Raw genomic sequence first — 24,357 nt, 5'->3', positions numbered from 1 at the left:
TAAGTTATTCCCATTAAATCTCACTTGTCGTTCGCTTGTCTTGATTCTGTCATTTGCTTCCAAACCGAACCTTTTGCTTCTTCCCCATTTTCTATACGGTCAATGGCCATCTTGACCTGCAGGGCCACTTCGAATTCAGGGTCCTGTTCCGCTTGCTTAAGATAAGGGAGGGTCGATTCATTTCCCGCTTCGTATAAAAACATCGCCGCCCTCCATCTAACCAATTTATTTTTATCCGAAAGTGAATGAGACATTTCTCCCATCGCTTCTTCAAAGCCAAGATCGGATAAACAATCACCAGCCGTACGTCTTACCGCTGCACTTTTATCTTTCAATGCCTTATACAAGCTCGGTAGCACTTTTCTATCCTCAATCATACCCAAGTATACTACCGCAAGCCTTCGAATGGAGACCTTACTGTCGGAGAGTGCCATGTCCAAGACTGGAATATCATCAACCGTTGGATCTTCCATTTGTTCTAAAGCCTGATAACGCTTTTCCCAGCTTTCGTCATTCAGCATTTCTGCAGTCAGTTTAATTTTTGGTCGTTTCAAAAATGCTTCCTTCGTATCCACCATTTCTTTTGCAGCGGCTACCAGCCGATTGATTCGTTCTTCCGGATAAGCTGCAATCAGCTCATCCGATACTTCCTTCACGATATCTTCCATATCACCATATCTTACGCCATAATCCTTCCATTTTCGAAGCAGGACTACATTATCATCTTCCTTTTGGGCAGCGGCAATGCCCTTAATGAAGTAATCCGGTAAGGCAAACCGTTTTTCGTGTTGGCTATCACTTGCTTTAATTTGCATCGGAATTCCCTTGAATTGTTGAATGGCAACAGTTACTTCACCGTAATGTTCATTTAATGCCGTCTGTTGATTTTGTTCTTCGGTTTTTTCCCCGAAAACCTGACGGATTTGGACCAAGATATCTTTCCAATCATATTTCGCATTTCGCTCAACGGCTAAGAAGTCCGCAACATGATATACCCCTTTCACTCCCTCGATCGTAAATAAATCTTTGATCAGTTGGGGTGCTTGATCAGCTTGATCTTTCTTATAATTATTGCTTTTACCAGCTAAAAGCTCTTCAGTTAAATTGATTTTCATTGTATTCGGACTTGGTGTAGGTTCTATCGACTTAATTTTCAATGTATTTCTCTCCTTTTACAAGACGTTTCCATGTACTAGATATTATCACATCGGCAACAGATTCTCATGCAATTGAGATTGACTTAAAAAAAAGACCGATCCAAGTTTGCTCACTTGGACCGGTCACCACGCTTATTCCTCTTCCAATTTTTCCGCTAAATACGCCCATCTTTCCATTAAATGGTCTAATTTATCCGTTAGTTCCTTTTCTTCTTCAAGCAGCAGGCGGACTTTTTCAAAATCGCTTCCCGCCGCTGACATTTCTGATGTTATTTCTTTCAGGCGCAGCTCGGCCCGTTCCATGTTCCCTTCTATCTCTTCCCATTCCTTACTTTCCGCATAAGTCAGTTTTTTCTTTTTCTTTTCGGTCCGGTTCATTTGAGGTTCTGGTGCTTTTACTGGCACGGCCTCTTCCGTCTTTTCTTCCAAGAACTCTGAATAATTGCCGTAATAGAAATCAATTTCACCTTTATTCTTGAAAACAAGAAGCTGATGGCACGTTTTATCCAAGAAATACCTATCATGCGATACAGTAATGACTACACCTGAAAACGTTTCTAAATAATCCTCCAGAACGGTCAAGGTTTGTGTGTCCAAATCATTCGTCGGTTCATCCAAAAGCAGGACATTAGGTGCCGACATCAATATATTAAGGAGATATAATCGCCTTTTCTCCCCACCGGACAGCTTGCGAATTGGCGTCCCATGCGATCCCATTGGAAACAAGAACCTTTCAAGCATCTGCGCAGCCGATATGAAACTACCATCTTTAAGGGCGATTGAATCTGCCGTTTCGCGAATATACTCTATCATGCGCAAATTCTCATCCATATCGACGCTTTCTTGCGTATAGTAGCCTATTTTCACGGTTTGCCCTTTTTCCAGGTTTCCTTCATCTATAGATTCCCGTCCTGCCAGGATATTTAACAAGGTTGACTTACCACTGCCATTATTACCGACGATCCCAATTCGATCACCTGGTTTGAAGAGGAAGGAAAAATGATTGATGATGGTTCGATCACCGAAGGATTTAGAAACACCCTGCATTTCAAGTACCTTTTTCCCGAGACGGGCACCGCTTAATTCCATTTCCAGGTTCTCGGTTTTCTGCTTATCCTTTACACCTGATTCCAATGTTTCGAAGCGTTGGATCCTGGCCTTTTGTTTCGTTGTACGGGCCTTGGCACCTTTACGGATCCAGGCCAGTTCTTTTTTGAATAGACTTTCCTTTTTCGTTCTTTCAGCCGATTCATTCTCTTCGCGAATGGCCTTTGATTCTAAATAATCCGCATAGTTTCCTTTGTATTCGAAAAGCTGCGTTTGGGCAATTTCCCAAATCTTATTGGACACACGATCAAGGAAATATCGATCATGGGTTACAAATAAAACGGACTTTTGATATTTCCCTAAATATTCTTCAAGCCAAGTGATGCTTTCAAAATCCAGATGGTTCGTTGGCTCATCCAAAATCAGTAAATCTGGGGTCTCAATCAAGGTTTTTGCCAGCGCCGCACGTTTTTTTTGGCCACCTGACAGTTCCCCCAATTTCCTTGAATGATCAGGAAGACCAAGCTTGGTCAGGATCGTTCTGGCATTGGCACTTGTATCCCAGGCGCCAAGCGTGTCCATATCCTGTTGCTGTTTTAACAAACGGTCCTGTATTGCGCTATTCTGCGGGTCTACCTGGAGTTGAACGAGCGTCTTTTCATACTCTTTAATCAACGAAAATACAGGAGTTGAACTTTCATACATATATTCCATGATCGTCAATTTATCATCAAAATGCGGATCTTGGGATAGATAGGAAATCGTATAATCATTCGGATGATCCTTCGTTCCTAAATCACTGTCTTCCAACCCTGCGATGATATTCAATAATGTCGATTTACCGGTGCCGTTTATCCCAACGATCCCGATTTTTTCCCCTTCGGTAATGGAAAAAGAGACATCTTTAAAAAGCAGCTTTTCCCCTTGGGTTTTCATTACATGTTCCATGCTAAAAACTTTCATAATCGTACATCCCATTCCTTATTAAATTCCTCTAAAAATCCAACCATATATTCATGCCTTTCACTTGCAATCTTCTTGGCTGTACAAGTATTGAGCATATCTTGCAAACGCAATAATTTTTCATGAAAGTGATGAATGGAAGAGCTTTTGCCATGCCTGTATTCCTTCTTGGTCATGTTTTCCCTTATGGGCAATGAAGGATCATACATAAGTTGTCCCTTTTTTCCGCCAAATGCAAATGTCCTGGCTATGCCAATGGCACCAATTGCATCCAAGCGGTCCGCATCCTGAACAATTTCAGCCTCGATCGAAGGAAGCTTCAACTGCCCTGCACTATATGAAATTGTATTGATGATCTGTTTGATGGCATCCATACTATCAATATCCAACTTTATTTCATCAAACCAACCGTCAAGCTTTTTCCAGCCTCCATCGGCTTCCTGGTTTAGTTTATCATCCGGGATATCATGAAGCAGAGCCGCCAATTCAATGATGAACTCATTTCCTTTTCGTTCTTCTTTTGCAATATGTAAAGCCAGCTTACGAACCCGATCGATATGGAACCAATCATGGCCGCTGGCATCAGAATTCAATTGGTCATATACATACTTCTCCGTTAATTCAATCATCGTTCGTTTCATTTCACCACTCCATGTCCTTTCTATTTTACCATGGTTCTCAATAATGTTGTGCTTTAATCTTCATTGAACCAACTGATTCCAATTGTCTGTTCACCGGTATGCACCCCTATGGCACTGCCCAGTGGGGATACATGGGTCAACACATGGGGAAATTCTTCGGAAATCATCTTTTTCCATCTTTGTACCTGCTCCGACACTGCACCATATAATATGGTGCATTCTTTTACTTTTCCCGCTTCCACTGATCTGCGAAAATCAGTGAAGATCTGTTTTTCCGCTTTTTTAAGGTTTCGAGGTTTAGATTTAGTATGAAGCACACCCTTTTCGATGGAAATGATGGGTTTAAAGCTCAATAGGCTACCTAGAATATACTGTGCGTTTGTTAACCTGCCGCTGCGATGCAGCTGATCTAAAGAACCTATTAATACATAGGTTTCATGGTTATCCGCATACATTCTCGTTTTGACGAAAGCCTCATTGATAGAATCGCCTTTATCAATATAATGCATGAGCCGTTTCAAGATTAATAGCATTGGAAAGGAAATAAGTAAAGTATCAAAAACGTCAACGGGGATCGTAACCATTTGTGCTGCTTGCCTGCTCGCGGAAACGGTCCCGCTCAATTCACTTGAAAGATGTACGGCTATGATTCGATCATAGCGTTTTTCAAGCTCCTCATATAACTCTTGGAATCTGCCGACCGAGGGCTGTGACGTAGTGGCGGTGATTTTTTCCTCACTCATCCGCCGGTATAATTCCTCAGGTAATAGGTCGACACCATCTTCATATTCCTTCCCATCGATGATGACGACCATCGGAACGACGTATACATGTTCATTCAATGATAATTCTTCGTCTAAAGTTCCCGTACTATCTGTTACCCATGCAATTCGTTCCATGGTTTCCCCCCTCATTTGTGTCTTTTATTATATTCAACATACCACCCATCTGTCCCCTTTTAAAAACGGATGCATGCAATAAATATTTTTCCTCAAAAAAAGAGCCCAACAGAAAATGCAGCTTCCGTTGGAACTCGATATCATTCTTCATAATAATTTTTTTATATCCTCTTCCATTTCCAGAGGTTTTGTTTTAGGCGCATACCTGCTGACAATATTTCCATTACGATCAATCAAGAACTTTGTAAAATTCCATTTTATCGATTTGGACCCCATCACTCCAGGAGCATTTTCAGTCAGATAGCTGAATAAGGGGTGGGATTCCTTTCCATTGACATTCACTTTTGCAAACATCGGGAATGTTATACCATGATTCAATTTGCAGTATGAATCGATTTCCAGATCATCACCAGGCTCCTGATTCAAAAACTGATTACACGGAAAACCAAGCACGACAACTCCATCCTCTTTATATTGCACATACAGGCTTTGCAAATCATCATACTGTGGCGAAAAACCGCATTTGCTTGCGGTATTCACTATAATCATCACTTTCCCTCTATATTCCTCAAGCGAGATGGTTTGGCCATTGATTTTATTGACTTCAAATTCGTAAATGGACATGTATGTTCTCTCCCTTTAGTATGATGATTCATTTTACCGTATTTAAAGGCAGGTTTACCAACTTTTATCCTTTTCCTATCATCCCGGAATCTTCACTGCTTGTATGGATTGAATCAAATACTCTACCATGTCTTCCAAGTCATCCATTTGCTCTTCCTTTACAAGCCTTCCAAATGAAACTTTATATAAAGAAGAAGTAACGGGTTGCAATTGTTTACTGAACGTATCGCTGGTCGTCACTGAAATGATTCTCTGATCTCCCCAAATTTTTTCCAGGTCGTTCAACAATTGTTCAGCATTCACTTCATCAAGCTTTTTGGGAAAAGAAATGAAAATATCGACCGTGCAGCCCGAATGCGTATCATCAATAGCTGCATCGAGTAACTCCGAACTTAGGTTCTGTAGTGAAGCGTGTAACTCAATGGCACCGCTAATCGAAATAGGCGCGATTGTTTTTTTCAATTCCATCTCAATCTTATATGATCTGGACATGGTCGAGAGATTTACAATATCATCACGGTTTATGACCAATATATCTCCAATAAAGTCACGATCGTAAACCGCTCCTTCCAATACCACTTTCATGTTCTCAAATGCTGTAGGATCAAACAATCTCCAAACACCTCTCAAACTTCATAGTTTATGTAATCATGATCTTCCCATTTTACCATTCCCAGGCCATTTCCTTCGGATTAACAAGAAATTATTAAAATAGCTTTCCTATTCAATAATTTTCTATATAATTAAAATATTATGATTTTTGAAGAAGGAGGCTAATCATGCCAATCAGAATTCCGGAACAACTGCCAGCAAGGGAAATTTTAGAACAGGAAAATATCTTCGTAATGGATGAGGAAAGAGCTACCAATCAGGAAATCCGTCCGTTGAATATATTAATTTTAAACCTAATGCCAGAAAAAGAAAAAACGGAGGCCCAGTTACTGCGGTTTCTTGGCAATACTCCCATTCAAGTAAATATATCATTTCTGCGCTTGAGCACACATGAATCAAAAAACACAAGTAAATTTCATTTAGATCAATTTTACAAATCATTTAATGATATTCGCACGAAGAAATATGACGGCTTGATCATTACAGGCGCTCCAGTAGAAAAGCTGGAATTTTCAGACGTTAATTATTGGGAAGAACTGCAGAGTATCATGAATTGGTCAAGCGAAAATGTCACATCCACCCTACATATCTGTTGGGGGGCACAAGCTGCCCTGTACCATCATTATGGAATAGGCAAATACGAACTTCCAGAGAAATGCTTCGGGGTATACACCCATGAGGTCCTTGAACCGAATGAAAATCTAGTCCGCGGATTCGATGATTATTTTATGGCCCCTCATTCACGCTATACGGATATTGACTATCAAAAATTAGTTAACCATCCAGAATTGAAGGTTCTCGCACAGTCCGATCAGGCTGGTGTTTTGATGGCTGCTTCAGTTGATGGAAAAAGAATTATGGTTACCGGCCATTTCGAGTATGATGCCGATACCCTAGGTGTAGAATACAAGCGCGATAGGGAGCGTGGGATCAAGACGCAACTCCCTGAAAATTACTTCCCTGATAACGATCCGACCAAGGTACCTCTTCACCGCTGGAAGAGCCATTGCAGCCTGATGTTCTCGAATTGGCTGAACTATTATGTCTACCAATCAACCCCTTATGAGTGGGATTGAAAGGGTAAGGAAAAAGAAGCTTTCACTTTTAAGTGAATCGTTTTTTGGGCAGCCACTTCCGATTATCATGGGAAACAACCTGAGTTTCTGACTCAGGTTGTTTGTTTCATGATTCCTTATTACCAAAATACACCTCTTCAAAAGGTTGCACGACCACAAATCCTTGACCTTCGAATTTCATTTGAACGGATTCGCCGCTTCCCCTTCCAAAAAACGACTTCAATGAAACATCCGTTACGAATTCAGGATGCAATTCCCCTGACCAAGCTACTGTGGCATTCGGATCCGTATAGACCGGATTCCCATGTTCCACCATTAAAGTAAGCGGCTCATAATGGGAAGTGAATGCGACCATGCCTCTCCCCTCGAGCCTTACGTTGAACAATCCCCCCGCCAATAACCCGGCAATGCGCCGCATCATTTTTATATCCCATTGAATCCCCGGCTCAAATGCAAGTAAATCATTTCCGTTAACACAGATCGATTCACCATTTAACTGTAAAATAGAAATCTTCTTCCCTTGATCCGCGACGTATAGCTTGCCGCTTCCAGTCGCTTTCATCAAAGATGCACCCTCACCAGTTAAGGCTTTTTTAAAGAGTTTACCAAGACCATGCTCCAAGATACCTTCCCGCTCGAATTTAATATGGCCGCGATAAGAAACCATCGTCCCCATTTTTGCCCAGATCTGCTTTTCCAAATTAATCTCCAGAATTCGTTCCGTTTCAAGTTCGAATAAGCCTTGCCCTTTATCCTGCTGTTTCGTCTTTTCAACGAATTGATCGATTTGATACTTCTCCATCACTGCCCCACCTCTTTTTGAAGGAGGAACAGCCACATGAACGATACAGCTTGCTTTAATTCCTTTGAAAAATGTCCTAGTTTTGTATAGTCCACCCCTCTCTTTGCAACGCCGGTATCAGCCACTGCCTTCCATCCCGTTTCTAAAGCCATTTTTTCAAATTCCCAAGGCTGCATTGTATTCATGATGACTTTATCTCCTAATAACCGTTGAAAACTGAATTTTTTCCGTGGTTCAGCTGTTGGACCAAGTATTCCAAAACAGACATAACCGCCAGGCTTTATTACCCGTTGAATTTCCTCCATCACCGTTAATGGTTCACCCGTATATTCCAAAGAATTAATGACCATTGCCGCATCCATTTCTTCATCTTTGAATGGAAGATTATAAAAATCCCCTTGCTGGAAAGAAAGTTCTGGTTGTTGAGCCGTTTTTCCCTTTGCAAATTCAATCATCACATTGGATAAATCAACTCCAGTTACTTTAAATCCCGCTTCGGCCAATTTCAAGGAACCAACTCCATCTCCACAACCTATGTCAGCCACCTTAACTCCCGAAGGTACATATTCAGAAAAGAAAGGAATAATGTTTTTCCTGCTCCCCGTTTCCCACATTTCTTGCGAATTCTTCACCCACATAGGTGCAAAAACATCCCATTCCTTTTCCGATTCTTGATGCCATGTATATAAATTCATCAAAAATTCACCCTCCCATTTAACCCCTAATTAAATAAGTTCCTGAAAAATATCAAAACACTTAGTTTTCTGAATCAAAATACGGGGCTTCTTTATAGCTATTCTGCTCATAATCAAAAAATCCTCTTTTAAAACGTCGCTCCCTTTTACACCTTATTTGTTAAAGGAACAATGCCCGGTTCAAGAAAAAAGATGATTTTCAAATACATAAAAAAAACTGCCAGCGGCAGTTTATTTTGAATTTTCTTCATTTCTTTTTTGTATCTTTCGTAAATCCTCGACACGGTCAGGAGATTCTTCAAAGAATTCAACCAGGTCTCCAATCCTATCGATGGCATTCCAACTAAGGTGGTGTTCAATCCCCTCTACATCCTGATAAATATTTTCTTCCTTGACCCCAATCAACCTTAGCATCTGTTCTAAAAGTTCATGACGGTATACGAGCCTTTTACCAACTTTTTTCCCATTTGCAGTTAAAACGAGACCCCGGTACTTTTCATATATCAAATATTTTTCCTGATCAAGTTTTTGAACCATTTTTGTAACAGAAGATGGGTGGACGGAAAGGTTTTCGGCAATATCGGAAACTCTTGCATATCCTTTTTCTTCAATAAGTAAATAAATTTGTTCTATGTAATCCTCCATGCTCGGTGTAGGCATTCGGAATCCTCCCATTCAAACGCATATCTAAAAATTTTACTATATAAACCACCCCGAAACAAGAAGATATAAGTCTCAGGGCGCCTTTAATGAAGTTTCTTCTCAATGTTGCTTGACGTTTTGTTCTGTTGGGAATGTAAAACTGATCTTCTTTTCAGAATCGGACCAAGATAAAATGGCATCAAAGGTCTTTTCCCCTTTTTTAAAACCGTTTATCAAATCCGTTTCACCGCTCGCCAACAGCTTTTTTATATTTGCTTGACTGATTTTCTTATTAAGGATCTTTTTGGAGATAGTGAAGTTACACTTTGTTTTTTGATAACTTACACATCCATAGAATTCCCCTTTATCGACAATCTTAGAACCGCATAGTTTACAGCTGCCCACAGATGCCGAGCTTCTCTTTTTAGGGCCGCTCCGTTGAATCGACTCGGTATCCAGTCCTTGAAAATCCCAGCTTTCCGATGATTCTACGGCATCACTGATAATTTTTGCTGACATCTTTTTAACAGCTTCCATAAAGCCGCCAGCTGAGGCCTTCCCTTCACCGATTTCCCTTAAACGCTGTTCCCATTTGGCTGTCATCTCGGGTGAAGCCAGGATTTTCTCGCCGATTGCAGTAATCAGCACTTTCCCTTTATCTGTCGCAAACACCTGGTTTTTTTTGACATTGATGTATTTACGGTCTTTAAGCATGGTAATGATGCCAGCCCGAGTTGCTTCGGTTCCAAGACCCTCGGTTTTCATCAGGACCTTTTCTAACTCTTCATTATCCAGATGCTTTCCGGCAGTTTTCATCAAAGTGATCAGCTGACCTTCTGTATAGCGCTTAGGAGGCTGGGTTTTTCCTTCTTTCACCTTTATATTGGCGATCTTTCCAGAATCCCCTTTTGAGACGGACGGCAAAATGATATCATCATCTTCCTTGTCATTTTGGAAAATCACTTTGCGCCATCCCTCTTGAATCTGCTGCTTACCTTTAGAAATGAACTCGGCACGCTTATCGACAAGCGTTTTGATGGTGGTGTAATCGAAAATGGCTTTCTCATAATGGGCCGCAATCAATCGGCGTACCACCAAGTCATAAATATTCCGTTCTTCAGCGGAAAGCCGCTTTGGATCGGTTACCTGCTCCGTCGGGATAATGGCATAGTGATCAGTCACTTTCTTTTCATTTACAAACCGTTTATTATTCATGATGTTCGGTTGTGGCAAAGGAAACAGGGATTCATATTCCGAAAATCCGCTTAGTTTTTGCAAAATATCGGGAAATGTTTCGGCTTCCCCCTCCGTCACATAATTGGAATCTGAACGTGGATAAGAAACGATCCCTTTTTGATATAAACTTTGTACTATATCAAGCGTCTGTTTCGGTGAATATTTATAAATCTTGTTTACTGTCGCTTGCAATGACGATAGATTAAATAACAAAGGCGGCTGAAATTCTTTCCTTTCTGTATCCATTTCAGCTATTTCAGCTTCCTTACCCTTGCAAAAGGCGGCAATTTTATCAGCCATTTCTTTTGTCTTGATTCTCGGATCATTGTTCTGCTGCCATTTTCCCTGATATTTCTTTCCATCCATCTTGAAGTCAGCGAACACTTCCCAGAACGGTTCAGACTTGAATTGCTCAATTTCCATTTCCCGCTTCACTATCAATGCGAGAGTCGGTGTCTGAACCCTTCCAGCTGAAAACACATCCGAAACGCCCCTTTGTTTCAATAAAATACTATACGCCCTCGATGCATTCATTCCCACAACCCAATCCGCACAAGCTCTCGTATACGCTTCATAATAGAGCGGCCTGGTTTTTTCCTCGCTCTTCAGATTTTGGAATCCCTCATAAATCGCTTTTGGGGTCAAAGAGGAAATCCATAAACGTTTCATCGGTTTATTGACATTGCATAGATTAACGATATTACGTACAATCAATTCTCCTTCACGCCCGGCATCACCTGCATGAATGATTTCATCGACATCCGGTTTCCTAAGCAAAGTCTTCACAACATTGAATTGCTTTGCCTTTTGCCGGGTCACTTCATATTGAAATTTCTCAGGAATCATCGGCAACGTCTCCATCGACCATTTTTTCCATTTTGAATGATAGGTTTCCGGCGAAACGAGTTGACATAAATGCCCGACGGCCCAAGTTACATAAGCTCCATCGGGAAAAAGTTCATTCGGCATGATTTCTATATAGCCTTGCTGTTTCTTCGTTTTAAATTGAGCTGCTAGCGTTGAACCTTGATCTGGTTTCTCCGCAATGATTAGCTTCATGATCATCTTCACCTAATCCGTTACAAAATATCTTTCCCCTATCATTATACCTTAATTATCACAATCGGCTAGATATGACTTCGTTTTTACTGAACTGATAGTAGAAAGCATGAAATGATTGCTTAACTTCGGTGAAGAGTGGGATTTTCAGGCTTATGATAAAATCCGTCCAAATTTAGGCAGAATAGTATGCAAAAAAAAAGCTTCACTAATGGATGGTCAGCATAGATTAGGGGGAATAGGAGTATATACAAAAGAAACAAGTGCGATGTTAAATCTGATCTTCCAGCTTTTCACTGTTTAAATGAAGAAGGAGTAATTAAATTTTTTGATATTATTAATACAAAAGCTAAAGGAATTGGATCTTCATTAAGCAGATATTTGAAAAGAAACAACGATAATCTTAGCTGGATTGCAACCCTACTTATTATTAAATGTTACACAAAACCGTTAATTAGGCTAAATCTAGGAATGTTTCTTTTCTCTTTAATAAAGCATAAATCCAATGAAGCAACTTATTCATACAGGCAACGATTGACACTTTGGCAGGTTTTCCTTCTAATTTTTTCTTATCATAGAATTCTTTAAGCTTTTTGTTCCTTGAACTTATTATGCCACATAGTACGGCAAGATACAGAGAATGACGTAGTCTGCTCGAACCTCTTATTGTCATACGATTAATGGTTGCTGTAAACTTACCCGATGAGTGAACACTTGGATCTACTCCAGCGAAGGCAACCAGTTTTTTCGGATGATTAAACCGATCGATTTCACCAATTTCAGAGATAATCGTGGCTGCGATTTTTTCGCCGATACCGGGTATCGATTGGATGATCTTATATTCTTCCAGTTCATTTGCCAGGGCCACTATACGATCTTCCAAATCAGAAAGGTGTCCCTGGTAATGAAAAAGCAACTCAATATACATACGAAGATTGATTACGTTACTTTCATACACGTTTTTTTGAAATGGATTCCGAGATGCGGAATCCATTATTTTTTTTGCTTTTTCCCATGCCCATTGACCGGATCGGCTAGAACAGAACTCTATAACACTCTCTGCTAGTCTATTTTCTCCTGCTGTTAATACAGCCTCTGAAATAGGATATTCCATCAATAAAGAAACCTTCGAATATAGATCCCCAAAAACCTTCCGGTATTCAGGAAACACTTGATCTAAAATGGTGTGAAACTGAAGTTTAGCTTCCACATACATATTCGTTACGATTTCCTGTTGTCTGGACAAATTCCGAAGGTCTAAAAGCTAAATTCCTCTAATTTTATGAGGTTCTAAATCCTCTTTGTAATACAGCACACACAACTGGTACGCATCGATAGCGTCTGTTTTTACCTTTCGTAAACTGGTCTTCTTTGCCTGATAAGAAATAATCGGATTTAGTAAGATATATAGAACCCCTTGTTCCTCCAAGTATTGAATAACAGGAGTATGGTAATGCCCTGTAGATTCTAAAATGACCATAGGCATCTGCCCTGTCACCTCTTCAATCTCTTTTAAAAAGTCTAATAAATGATCTAATTCCTCTTTGATATGCTTCATTGAAAAGCTCTTCCCATACGGTTTAGATTGGTCTAAAAATGCCTGAACTTGGCTCTCTCCTTTTGCTACATCAAGACCACATCAAGACCAACAACTGGATTCATTGCTTTTTCCTCCTCTACTTACTTACCAGTACCCCTAGTCCTCCATGTAGTGTCATAGCTTCGCTTGTTATACTAGATCCACGTCCCAACCAGCCTCAAACATGTTTCTACAAGTAGGGGGCGAACAGTTTAGTTCACGGGATCAATAATGTATTTAATTAGATTTTTATTATTTTATCTTCATCCCATATACGTTCCAAGTTCACTTCATTATTAATACAGTTTATTTGAAAAACGTCAGGATTACTAAGATTTTTCCAACACTCGAAATCAAATACTCCACGCATTGATGAGATAAAAAAACAGAGAGCATTATACCCTCTGTTTCACTTTTACGCTATTCCACTTTAAACTTTAGGTAAGAGGGGGACTGTCCCCAAATTCTATCGTACATTATATTTTCGAATCGTAGTTTCGTACCTTTGCTTTGGCATATTGCTATCTTCCTTTCATTTTTCGACTTACTAGTCTTGTTCTCTTATCGTTTTCCTTTTAATTCAGTCGTTATCACTTGTGCTTCTGCAGTAGATACCTCTGCTGTTTTCACAAATACCATATCTGTTTTTGAATCGTAGTACCAAACATCGTTACCTTTTTCTACAGCTTCTTTGGAATCAACTAATCTTAACTTTTTGCCGTTTCGTTTAACGGAGTTAAGTCTGCTATCTCCCGCATTAGCTTTTATTTCAGCAGCCCATGTTCTGTTTTTAATGCGTCCGTCAAAGCTGCCTTTTATCGCTGCAATTTTAAGTGTAACATTCCCCTCATTAGATGCAGAGGCAATCTCAGTATCAGCTGATTGACCGTTTTCATAATTGTAGGTTTGACCGTCATCTTCATACAAGGTAAAGCTTGAAGCTATTCCATTTTGTTTTGGATAGACTTTCAATGTTATCGTTGATGCTGGTTTTTCATTTGTATAGTTTTGAATCTCACGCTGTGGAATAATCGCCCCTTCTTTTACAAATACCGGAATCTTTGACAAATCTGCCTCATAATCAATGGTTTGCCCTCCCGTAAATGTTTTCTGGGTGCTCCATTCATACCATGTACCTTCTGGAAGATAAATACTTCTCTTCGTAATGCCTTCTAATGAAATCGGTGCCACTAGCATATTTGGACCAAACATCCATTGGTCTTCAATTCCATACACGTTTGCATCCGTTGTGTACTCCATGACAAGTGGTCTCATTAATGATACATTTCCATCAGTTGTTTGCTTGGTTGCTGAATAAATGTAAGGCAGCAGTTTGTAACGCTGTTCAATGCTTTGTTTCACGATGCCTTCTGCTTCCGTACCAAACGCCCAAGGCTCTCTTGTATTCGTTGGATCACCACATTCGCAATTATGCGCTCGGAAAATTGGCATAAAGGATCCAGCTTGCATCCAACGTGTATAGAGTTCAGCTGAGGGTTTGCCATTAAATCCACCTATATCAGTTGTGAAATAAGGCATACCAGACATTGAGGAGCTTAATCCTAATTGCAAATTATGCCTAAAGGACTCCCAGCTCGCATCAATATCTCCACTCCATACAGTCGTTCCGTATTCTTGAATTCCAGAAAACCCGGAACGTGACAAGCTCCATAAACGGTTTTCACTGTAGCTTCTATGACCTTTATAGAACGCTTTCGCTTCGTTTAGAGCATACACATTTCTAATTTCTGCTGCGCTTCCTTTAGTAAATTGGTGCCTTAACGAATCCGTTGCAATCTCTGGTTCATTTAAATCAATCCAATACCCTTTCACACCTGCATCATGTAAGGATTTAACTTGTAAATTGAACCAATCGACAGCTTTTGGATTGGTGAAGTCCACTAATCCTGCTTTACCATACCAAGCGTCATAATTAACTGTATTTCCTGAAGCGTCTTTAACAAAATATCCATTACGATCTCCTTCGTTAAAATTGTTCGCCGTTACTTGAATGTATGGATCAACAATCGGTACCGTCTTGATTCCTTTCTTCGCTAACTCCTCCATGCTTTGTTTTGGATTAGCAAAAGCCTGTGACCAAGTCATGTCAAAGTAATGATTGTCTTTGGCCCAATAAACATCAAGAATCATACCGTCTAAAGGAATTTTTTTTTGGAGGAACGTGTCTACAACCTTATTTACTTCATTCCAGCTTTTATATCCATACTTTGATTGGATATAACCCAATGCCCATTGTGGCGGCATCGGTGCCTTTCCTGTTAATTCTGCATAACTTTTCATGACATTGGTAAGAGTACTTTTCTTATCACCTGCCATAAAGTAGTAAATCATTTCGCCGTTTGGTGAACTGAAAGAATACTTCCCACTGTCTGTGGCACCCATATCAAATGTGACATTTTCATAGGTGTTATCAAAGTAAAGACCATACCCCTTTGTACTAGTAAAGAAAGTACCAGAAATATCAGAAGTGTTTCCGCCATATCCGCCTTTCATACCGTTGTTCATCACGACCTTATGGCCTCTGCGGTCAAATGATTGGGAGTCTCGATCCATACCCAGGCCAAAGAAATGCTCGTTTGGATCAAGGTTCATGGCAGAATAAATACCTGTATCTCCGTCATAACCTAATCCGTTTACTTCACTATGCTCCGTTAACATCTTAGTATTTGCTGCATCATAGTATGCAAGCTTAAATGGAGACTTATAAGCTCTTAAACTCATTTTATCTGTTTGAATCAAAATATAATCACTTTTATCAGCTACCTTAGGGACTACACTTGCTGCCTCTTGATCAACAACAAAAGAATCTTTTTTCTTAAATGTTCCATTCGGCTCCATCCATATTTTAGCCGTATCCTCTTGAACGAATTCAACTTTCACCTTTTCCTGATTAGTAGAATTCAATACGATAGATTTACCATCATTAGATAAATCATAAGGCGAGCTAGCATCTAAACTTTCAAAATACGAAACATTTTGATGCTCTGATGTATCTTTTTTTATCATTTTAACGCCATCGAGATCAAGAACACTTTCAGCCTGACCTTCTGCGATAACGCCAACCTTTACCACTTCACCAGCGATTAACTGGATATTCGGGACTCTTACTTCTTTCCAATCACCACTTGCCGGGATAGGAACTTCTATTGTGCCTCCAGAGTAAGTGACATAAAAAGATGCATTGTCAAAGTTTCCAGATTTACGAGTGTTAATAGATAATTGATAGTTTCCATCAGTAGGGGCATTGCCAAATTGCCAAATATCGGATGAATAAGCTTCCTTACCCGCAATTCGGACAAATGGCTTTTCAGCTATTGATTCAATCGATTGGTTGACCATATTTGTACGGCTCCACCCAATGAATCCTTGCTCAAATCCTTTGTTATACAGATTGACCTCCACATCCTTAAGCACTTCAGAGTTTGCTGATTGAAGAATCACATTATCAAGCTGCAAGGATGTATCTGCATTAGGTGCTTCCATATAAAATTCTAGAGTCAATTCACCTTCCGTGACGGTAATCGTGTCCGTGCTAAATTTTTTATACTCAAACTCATCCGCGTTCCATTTCTGCTTTATAGGACCATTCGGATCTTTTAGATTTGGTTCAATTTTCATTTCAACATTCTCATTACCAGGCTGTGAGACAATCAATTTAGCAACCCCGCCGGCAAATGCCGAATCCAAATGCGGCATTAGTTTCGCCATCGCAGAAACTGTATACTCGCCGTCTTTTAAACCAACAATTGTTTGCTTAGAAGAAGCTTTTCCTCCGTCATTAGGAGAATATAAGTATTGCTTATACCCTTCATAAGCATCGTTTTTATCCACACCATGCCATACAGTTGTGCCAAAGGTATTGACTGTCCAGCCAGTTTCATTTCCCATTTCAAAATCACCGTTAACGAGCTGGCCTGTACTTGACCCGAACTGTATGGAATCAAGTATTGTCGAACCAATATCTTCACCTGTAAATTCCAAGTTGATTAAATTTACCCCTTTGTTCAGTTTTACAGAATGTTCGACAGATCCCCATTTATCTCCGGTACTCGGGAACGACACTGTAGTCGGTTCGTCAATTACGTTCATCTCCTTATCATCAACGGAAAGTGATAAGGTACTAGTTTCTGCATTTTCATTTCCGTATTTTATTGCTAGTGGGAACTGCCCTGCTTCAGGCATTTCAACGGCAATTGTTACTTTTGATCCTTTTTTGTTCAACCCTGTGAGATAGCCAAATCCATCATATCCCATTTGTTCATTATCAAAGATGGCTCCTCCTTGATAAGAAGCGACTTCGGTTTGAAATACTTTCTTATTATTTTTTGGAATTAGTTTCAATACTGTCGTATCATGAGGTTCGAGCATTTCAGAATACATCGAACGGTAGCCGAGATCCTTATGCTCCCATAGATTGCGGGCAAAAGCTTCATCCTTGATTCCAAGATCTTTTTTGAAATCCATTGATAGCCCTTTGCTTGTATCACTGCGGTTAAAGAGAGAAACGACCCAAGATCCATCTGGTAATTGACCAGCCCATCTTTCACTGTCGCGACTTACATTGTTCTTATAATGCTTATTCGAATAAAAGATTGGTTTTCCCACAAAACCAAGTTTGTTTAATTCAATCAATTCAGGATTTTGATAATATTTATAATTATCTCCAATTGTGTCATATTGATCGGCAATGGTAATTGGAGAACCTGCCATGGTGAATAAAGATATGGCTGTTTTCTTTTCGTCCTCGGCATAACGGCCTTTAAACGTATTTAACTTTAAAAAGTCACCGTCATTTATCATTGATCCAAGACCCGAAATATCAGCAAATCCAGTAAACCCTTGGAATGGATTGGCCCATTGAGACCAATTGTTTGTCCACTCTTGTCTACGGCCGCTAATATGCTCCCAACCACCACTGAAAGCGTCCTCATCAATTCGAATCATATCGCCGTATTGTTGTTCATATTCACCGTGGTTATTTAAGTCAGGCATAACCAAGCTAAGGAATATATCATTCTTTTCAGTAGCTTCATCCATCCATTGCAGTGCTTTGCGATACTGTTCTCTTGTATGACCTGTACCGATTTGGCCCAGCCCTTTATCATAACCGCTTTCATACCAAGATAAAAAGTCCACACGTAAATACGAAGCTCCTTGTTCTGCAAAAAAGTCGACATATCCTTTCAAGTATTTCTCGGCATCAGGATGGTCAACATTTAACCAATAAAGGGCTCTTTCTCCCCCTTGCCCGCCATCAAAGCGATCACCTTTAAGAGTTTTTCCGCCGCCAATGTCTTGTGGCTCTGTAATAACAAGATCAGCGACTGGTGTATTTGTACCTTTCACTTTGTATTTATCTGGATTTTTAACAACTTCTGGACTGATCCAAAGCGGATTATAATAGATGCCGAATTTCATCCCTTTGCTTTTCACATAATCTGCCCAGTATTTCCATGTATGTCCTTCAGGATAACGCTCATGCGGGTAACCCTGCCAATTGTCATATACAACAGATACACCATCGACATCAATTCCAGCATCGCGCACTTGTTTTTCCGTAGGATCGACAATAAATTCGATTTTTAATTGACCTGAAGTCACATTAACAGTCTCTGTATACGCTGACCAATTTTCTGAAGTCACTGGCTTTTTTACATTAGCTTCAGGATTAGCTTTATCGTATCCAGAAATTTTCATTTCTACAGCCACACCTTTGTCGGCAAAACCATTTTTCCCTTTAGCATTAGAATTGACACGGTAGTTTCCATTTGGCAAATCCTTTATCGTTTGAGAAATAATTTGTTTGTTCGGATTTTCACTATAAGTCCATAACGACTTGTCTCCTTCAGGGTCATCATTTCGGCCGTGAGCAAAGTCACCTTCAAACGTCCATCCTTCTGTTTCGGCTTGCTCAAAGCCACCATTTACTACAATATTTCCCTCTGGAATTGGAGGTTGATCTGAATCTACAGCTGCAAAGGTAATATCATCAAGCTGCAAAGAAGCGTTACCTCGTTTGGAATCAATGACAAATTCAACTGTCATATCCGTTCCAATCGAAGCCACTTCAAGTGAATAGTTTTTATAACTTGAACTTAGCTCGATTGGTACCTTTTTTACTACTTCTCCATTCTGGCTGATCCGCATTTCAGCATAACTGCCAATTGCCTCATCGGAAAACTGATTTAACCCGCTAAAATCGCCTAGAGTTGCCCACGCAGATAGATGATAGGTTTTATCCTTATCTAGCCCTGTCACTGTTTGACTCGCGGTAGCATTAAAAGGGGTATTTTTATAAAAGTAAAACTTAAAGTTATTACGAGCACCGGACTTATCAACTCCAGAATCAGCACTTCCCTTGATATCCCAGCCTTCCGTAGTCGCGTATTCAAAGTCACCGTTAAATAATGTTCCTGGTTTAAGATATGGTTTATCGCGGCCATCCATATAAATCGGGTCACTCATCCATCGATCATTATGTGACACTACGTAACCGCTTTCATTTAATAGTGTAGCACCCTCGATCCATCCATCCGTACTAATCATGTCATAACCGTATTGACGGAAATTTTTGGCCATCCAATCAACGTTATCTTTTAAACGATGTTCTGGCATGAACACATCTTTTCCAAATTGATGCTCATATGTAATCCAGTACATCGGCCCTGCACCCTGTCTAGTAAACTCACTATCTCTTGCAAACCCAGAACGAACGTTAAAAACAGATAAAACCATCGAAATCATAATTGATAGGATCATGGCTTTCTGAAATAGTCTGTGTTTACTTCTTCGCATGTTTTCCCTCCCTATTTTTTCGCTCATTTAATATTACTTTCTATATCATCTTTCTTTCGAAAATACTTATATTAACACTCCCTTTAAATATAAGCACAGTCAATCCAGTGCAATATACAGATACTTTATTCAGTGAATAAAGTAATTATTCCAAAGAATACAACAATAGTCGTTTCCTTTGTTATTTGTAAATAGGGACTTTAAATAAATGGCTAACGACAAGTGCGCACGCTCCAATTAACCATACATCCTCACCTAGCTGTGAGGTTTGGAACTGAAGTTTTCGAGGATGCTTGACGAAAAAGTTGACGGCCAGCTCCTTTTGAATTCCTTTTAGTAGAAAATCACCTTCTCTTAATCCTTCCCCACCTAAAATGACTGCTTCTGGATTAAATAGATGTACCATGTTCTTAATTCCTAATGCTAGATTTTCTCCTTGCTTTACCAACAATTCCTGTGCATATCTATCTCCACTTTGAGCTGCTATTACGATACTCTCTGGTGTAATGGGAGTAAACGACGCTAACAATGTTGGAACACCAATCGAGACCATTCGCTCAGCCTCATTCACAAGGTACGCATCAGAAGCATATAATTCTAAACAACCTCGCTGTCCGCAATAACAAAGGTGGTCTCCCTGATAAATAGTGATATGCCCTAACTCTCCAGCTCCACCGAAGTCTCCTCGAAACAACATATTATCAATTACAATTCCTGCCCCCACACCAGCTCCAACCGTAACACCAATGAAGTTTCTATAGTCTCTCCCTAGGCCTATCCACTTCTCAGCGAGTGCAAATACATTCGCATCATTATCGATCATCAACGGAACATCAAAGTGCTTGCCAATTGGCTTCAAATCCCCATGATCCACTTTTAATATAGGTGAATAGAGCACTTCATTACTTTCTCGATCTACTAACCCCGGCGTAGCAATGCCAATCCCCACTAATTTGGCAGCGCATTCATTTTGTTTGATAAAAGAATCAAGTTGTTCAATAATAACCGTTGCAAATCTGTTTGCTTCCTTGAGAGTGTATGAAAAGTGATGTTTGTGTAAAATCTTTCCTTCCAAATTAGAGAGGCACATCTTCACCTGTTGTGGTTCGATTTTCATACCAACAACAACGCCAAAATCTCCGTTAAATTTTAATAACACTGGCTTCCTGCCACCATGTGAATCTCCAGTTCCAATCTCAGAAACAAGATTTTCCTTAATAAGTTCATCTATAATATTAGTAATTGTTGATAAACCTAGTCCAGTTTCTTTAGCTATTTCAGTGCGGGAGATATTTCCTTTCAGGCGAACCATATCAATTACGAGGGAACGGTTCAGTTCTTTAATAAGTTCCTTATTTCCTATTCTAAATAAATTCATCTCACACTTCTCCCCTGCCCTCATTTCATATGGTAAATTTAACATAATTCATTCAGTGAAACGAGATAAATTTCAGATAATTCAAAAAAATAAAAATTTCTCCCTCATAATCCTACCAATCTTTTTGACTTAGTCTCAAAAGGAACCTAAGGAATTTTTTTCTTGGATTCCTATCGCTCTACTAGAAACGAGCTTTCTTATCTACCCTAACGACATGAGTTATAGAGACTTAAAAAGACTGCAAAGCATTCACGAAGAAACGCTTTGCAGTCTAGTCTTTTAATAAGGTTTGCTTTTATTTTGTTCCAGGTTGTTGCGTCGTCTCTAATGCTTCATCTAACTCTTTATCTTTGATCGTAATTTCAGCTTCTTTTTGAAGCATGGAAATGACTTCGTTAATTGGCTTAGCTTTTTTATATGTTAGTTCTTTTTCGATTTCTGCTTTCTTGTCTTCAAACGTGTTTGTTTTTTTATCCATTACTTTAATAATGTGATAACCGTATTCTGTTTTCACAGAGTCACTAACATGATTGACATCAAGTGAAAATACAACTTGATCAAATTCAGGAACCATGTTCCCTTTTGTAAAATATCCAAGATCACCGCCTTTGTCTTTCGAACCAGGATCAGTTGAATAAACGCTCGCAAGTTGAGCAAAGTCCTCGCCCTTATCTAGTCTCTCCTGCACTTCTTTCGCCGTTTTTTCATCCTTAACCAGAATGTGGCTTGCTTTAATTTCTTCTTTATACTTATCCTCAAATTCTTTTTTCACTTCTTCTTCAGAAACCTTTACTCCATCTGTTGCTGCTTTTTGAGCCAATAACTCACGTTCAACATTTTTTTTAAAGACTTGCTTATCTGACATGCCATTTTGCGCAAGAGCCTGTTTCAAGCCTTCCTCACCACCGAATTGTTCCTTATACTCCTTGATTCTTGCATCAATTTCTTTATCTGTCACTTTGTAATCTTTTTCAAGCACCATCGTTTCTACCATTTGTTTTAAAACTTGGTCACCAGCCTGAGCCTTTAATTCGTTATAAAATTCCTCTTTGGTAATTTCACCCGCTTTAGATTGAACAATTGTATCTGAAGCACTAAGGTTACAAGCAGAAAGAGAAAGAACTGTACCTACTATTCCAAGGGAAACGAACATTTTTTTCATTCAAAACACTCCTACCTTATTTACATTTTTTTTGACTATATTTGCCTATCATTTTAGGTTGAAATTCTTACTTCAAAATGGACATCGTTCATCCTCATGTATTCCTACCCTCTTTTTTATTGAAACTAAGATAGTAGTAATCCATGAAATTCTCTTGTATTATTGTTCATACTCTATCACGACCATATCCCAATATTTAAGACTAGGAAGTGCAAAGATGACCTTGTTATTTTCTTGTTTAAAGTTTAGAGATATAGGCACTCCGTTTTGCTTGTCAGGCGAAGCCATCCAAACTTTTTTAATAGATTTCGTCTCTTCAAGCTGAACGGTTAACTGTTTACGGTTTTGAGGTTCTGCTTGATTTGCATTTGTATCACGCCATTCTAATGTTGTAGCATCAAAGAAGTTAATAAAGTGAATGACTTTTTTATTCGCTTTTTGTTTTGCGAAGCTCCATATTTTCCCCTGTTCCGGCTGTGAAGAGAAATGCACCCAATCAGATGAAGCAATCGTGATCGGCACCTCTTTCAGGTTATCTCGAAGCAGGTTTTCATAAGCTACAAGAAAATCATAATAATGCAAGAGCTTGCTTTGTAAGGATTTGCTCATCTTTAAATTATCATGTGGAAAATATTCTTTTGACAGCATGTGTTCTCCCAGTTCTAGGTGTGAACCACCAGATGCAAAAATCACACTGTTCGTTAATAATATACCTGGAGTATTAAATTTCCCCGGCTGATTGGAAAACTCGTAATTCATATAGGCGGCTAATATTGTATTATATCTCCCTTTTGAATAGTGATTGTTTTCATCAATCATGCGTTTTAAATCACTATAATATTTATCTTGATCCCATACTTCCGTATATAAGAAATCAACAGGAGAGTCACCTAGCTGTTTTTGACCATATTGGCTAACCGCGTTCATCACAATCCGTTTATCAGGCGTTTCTTTTTTGATATGTTCCATAAAAGGTTTAAAAGATTCGTCGAGCCCCACGGATTTCCCATTATAGTCATATACATTTCCCCGTGGACCAAGCTGATCAATATGCCATCCATCAAAGGGAAGAGTCTCGTAAACTTTTTTTTGCTGATTAATTAAATAGGTTTGCCACTCCGAATTTGCCGGATTGACAAGAAATACATCACTTTTCCATTCCTCTGGTAATGGATGGTAATCATGTTGATTTTTTTGCTGATCTTTAAATAAGCGCCATTCTGTTTTGACACCATCTTTTTCAGCTTCTGCAAAAGCACCGTATAAAAGGTTATATGCCATTGTTTTCATGTTTCGTTTATGGGCTAACTCAATATATGATTTAATCGTCTGCAGCGAGGTAGGACGATTGGCGATGTCCTCCCAATGGACGGCAGACTCATTGTTTTCTAAGTTAATAGGTTGATGGTGTTTATAATGCCAATCATAAAATTGCAATCCATTAATGTGATAACGATTTAGCCAGGAAATAACAGACTCCATGTCTTTGTTAGATATATCATGAAACTTTGAAAGAAATCCATATCTCGGAAATTTTGACCAATCGCTTGAAACATCAACAGCAACTGTTTGCTGATCATGTTCAGTTTGAGTTTCCAACTGTACAAGGACTAAATACCCTTTGAAATCCTCTTCTGGTGGCTCCCATGTCCAATGCACCTCATTTTTTTCTACTTTTACCTTTTGTTTAGAGATGACATCATTTAAATGAAAGTATGTGATTTCTAACATTTCATCAGAATACTTAGCGGGTACTTTAGTCGTAAAATGAATCATTTCATTAGGTTGATATGACGCTTTATCAGTTGTTATACTTTGAATCATTTTATTTTCTTCTACTAATTGTGGTTTCGTTTGAAAAAAGAGAGACTTAATTGCAACCACAGTGATGATTAATAGCATTATCATAGAAAATAAGACAATTACGATTGATTTCTTTTTCGATAGCATACAATCTAACTCCCCATAA

General features: G+C 39.3%; 15 protein-coding genes and 1 pseudogene. 1 reads left to right on the top strand and 15 read right to left on the bottom strand.

Annotation, left to right across the window (positions count from 1 at the left end; translation table 11 throughout):
- Positions 1–20: 20 nt before the first annotated feature.
- From Q8G36_RS17515 to Q8G36_RS17490, 6 genes are all read right to left on the bottom strand, one after another.
- Positions 21–1,157: a conserved virulence factor C family protein gene (locus tag Q8G36_RS17515; protein ID WP_305161172.1), complete on the bottom strand. Its 1,137-nt coding sequence runs from the start codon at positions 1,155–1,157 to the stop codon at positions 21–23.
- Between the two features lie 132 nt (positions 1,158–1,289).
- Positions 1,290–3,167: an ABC-F family ATP-binding cassette domain-containing protein gene (locus Q8G36_RS17510; protein ID WP_305161171.1), complete on the bottom strand. Its 1,878-nt coding sequence runs from the start codon at positions 3,165–3,167 to the stop codon at positions 1,290–1,292.
- Positions 3,164–3,808 carry an HD domain-containing protein gene (locus tag Q8G36_RS17505; protein ID WP_305161170.1) on the bottom strand — a complete coding sequence of 215 codons (645 nt, stop codon included), beginning with the start codon at positions 3,806–3,808 and terminating at the stop codon, positions 3,164–3,166. Before Q8G36_RS17505 ends, Q8G36_RS17510 begins: the two co-directional genes overlap by 4 nt.
- 53 nt (positions 3,809–3,861) lie before the next feature.
- A complete protein-coding gene (locus Q8G36_RS17500; protein ID WP_305161169.1) occupies positions 3,862–4,707 on the bottom strand; it encodes a DegV family protein in 846 nt (281 codons plus the stop codon).
- A 147-nt stretch (positions 4,708–4,854) separates the two neighbouring features.
- A complete protein-coding gene (locus Q8G36_RS17495) occupies positions 4,855–5,331 on the bottom strand; it encodes a glutathione peroxidase (RefSeq protein WP_305161168.1) in 477 nt (158 codons plus the stop codon).
- Between the two features lie 78 nt (positions 5,332–5,409).
- The gene (locus tag Q8G36_RS17490) at positions 5,410–5,943 is read right to left on the bottom strand and encodes a hypothetical protein (RefSeq protein ID WP_305161167.1); all 534 of its coding nucleotides are present in this window, start codon (positions 5,941–5,943) and stop codon (positions 5,410–5,412) included.
- A gap of 167 nt (positions 5,944–6,110) precedes the next feature.
- Between Q8G36_RS17490 and metA the strand changes: the two genes are divergently transcribed.
- Positions 6,111–7,019, top strand: a complete 909-nt coding sequence (metA, locus tag Q8G36_RS17485; RefSeq protein WP_305161166.1) for a homoserine O-acetyltransferase MetA — start codon at positions 6,111–6,113, stop codon at positions 7,017–7,019.
- A gap of 106 nt (positions 7,020–7,125) precedes the next feature.
- On the opposite strand, the gene Q8G36_RS17480 is transcribed toward metA, so the two are convergent.
- From Q8G36_RS17480 to Q8G36_RS17440, 9 genes and pseudogenes are all read right to left on the bottom strand, one after another.
- Positions 7,126–7,821, bottom strand: a complete 696-nt coding sequence (locus Q8G36_RS17480; protein ID WP_305161165.1) for an AIM24 family protein — start codon at positions 7,819–7,821, stop codon at positions 7,126–7,128.
- Complete coding sequence (locus Q8G36_RS17475) at positions 7,821–8,516, bottom strand: class I SAM-dependent methyltransferase (protein ID WP_305161182.1); 696 nt, start codon at positions 8,514–8,516, stop codon at positions 7,821–7,823. Before Q8G36_RS17475 ends, Q8G36_RS17480 begins: the two co-directional genes overlap by 1 nt.
- A gap of 231 nt (positions 8,517–8,747) precedes the next feature.
- Positions 8,748–9,176: a transcriptional regulator MntR gene (gene mntR, locus Q8G36_RS17470; protein ID WP_048687667.1), complete on the bottom strand. Its 429-nt coding sequence runs from the start codon at positions 9,174–9,176 to the stop codon at positions 8,748–8,750.
- A 102-nt stretch (positions 9,177–9,278) separates the two neighbouring features.
- On the bottom strand, positions 9,279–11,453 hold the full coding sequence (locus Q8G36_RS17465; RefSeq protein WP_305161164.1) for a DNA topoisomerase III: 2,175 nt from the start codon (positions 11,451–11,453) through the stop codon (positions 9,279–9,281).
- A 454-nt stretch (positions 11,454–11,907) separates the two neighbouring features.
- Positions 11,908–13,089 (bottom strand): annotated as a pseudogene (locus Q8G36_RS17460) (IS110 family transposase); the annotation flags it as partial.
- A gap of 504 nt (positions 13,090–13,593) precedes the next feature.
- The gene (locus Q8G36_RS17455; RefSeq protein WP_305161163.1) at positions 13,594–19,848 is read right to left on the bottom strand and encodes a TIM-barrel domain-containing protein; all 6,255 of its coding nucleotides are present in this window, start codon (positions 19,846–19,848) and stop codon (positions 13,594–13,596) included.
- 181 nt (positions 19,849–20,029) lie between these two features.
- Positions 20,030–21,226: an ROK family transcriptional regulator gene (locus Q8G36_RS17450; protein ID WP_305161162.1), complete on the bottom strand. Its 1,197-nt coding sequence runs from the start codon at positions 21,224–21,226 to the stop codon at positions 20,030–20,032.
- Between the two features lie 295 nt (positions 21,227–21,521).
- Complete coding sequence (locus Q8G36_RS17445) at positions 21,522–22,388, bottom strand: peptidylprolyl isomerase (RefSeq protein ID WP_305161161.1); 867 nt, start codon at positions 22,386–22,388, stop codon at positions 21,522–21,524.
- A 159-nt stretch (positions 22,389–22,547) separates the two neighbouring features.
- Entirely contained in the window at positions 22,548–24,338 is a 1,791-nt protein-coding gene (locus Q8G36_RS17440) for a glycoside hydrolase family 66 protein (protein WP_305161160.1), read from the bottom strand.
- Positions 24,339–24,357 lie beyond the last annotated feature (19 nt).

Source organism: Peribacillus frigoritolerans (genome assembly GCF_030676415.1).
Taxonomy (GTDB): Bacteria; Bacillota; Bacilli; order Bacillales; family DSM-1321; genus Peribacillus; species Peribacillus frigoritolerans_A.
This window is presented reverse-complemented; position numbering and strand designations above follow the sequence as displayed.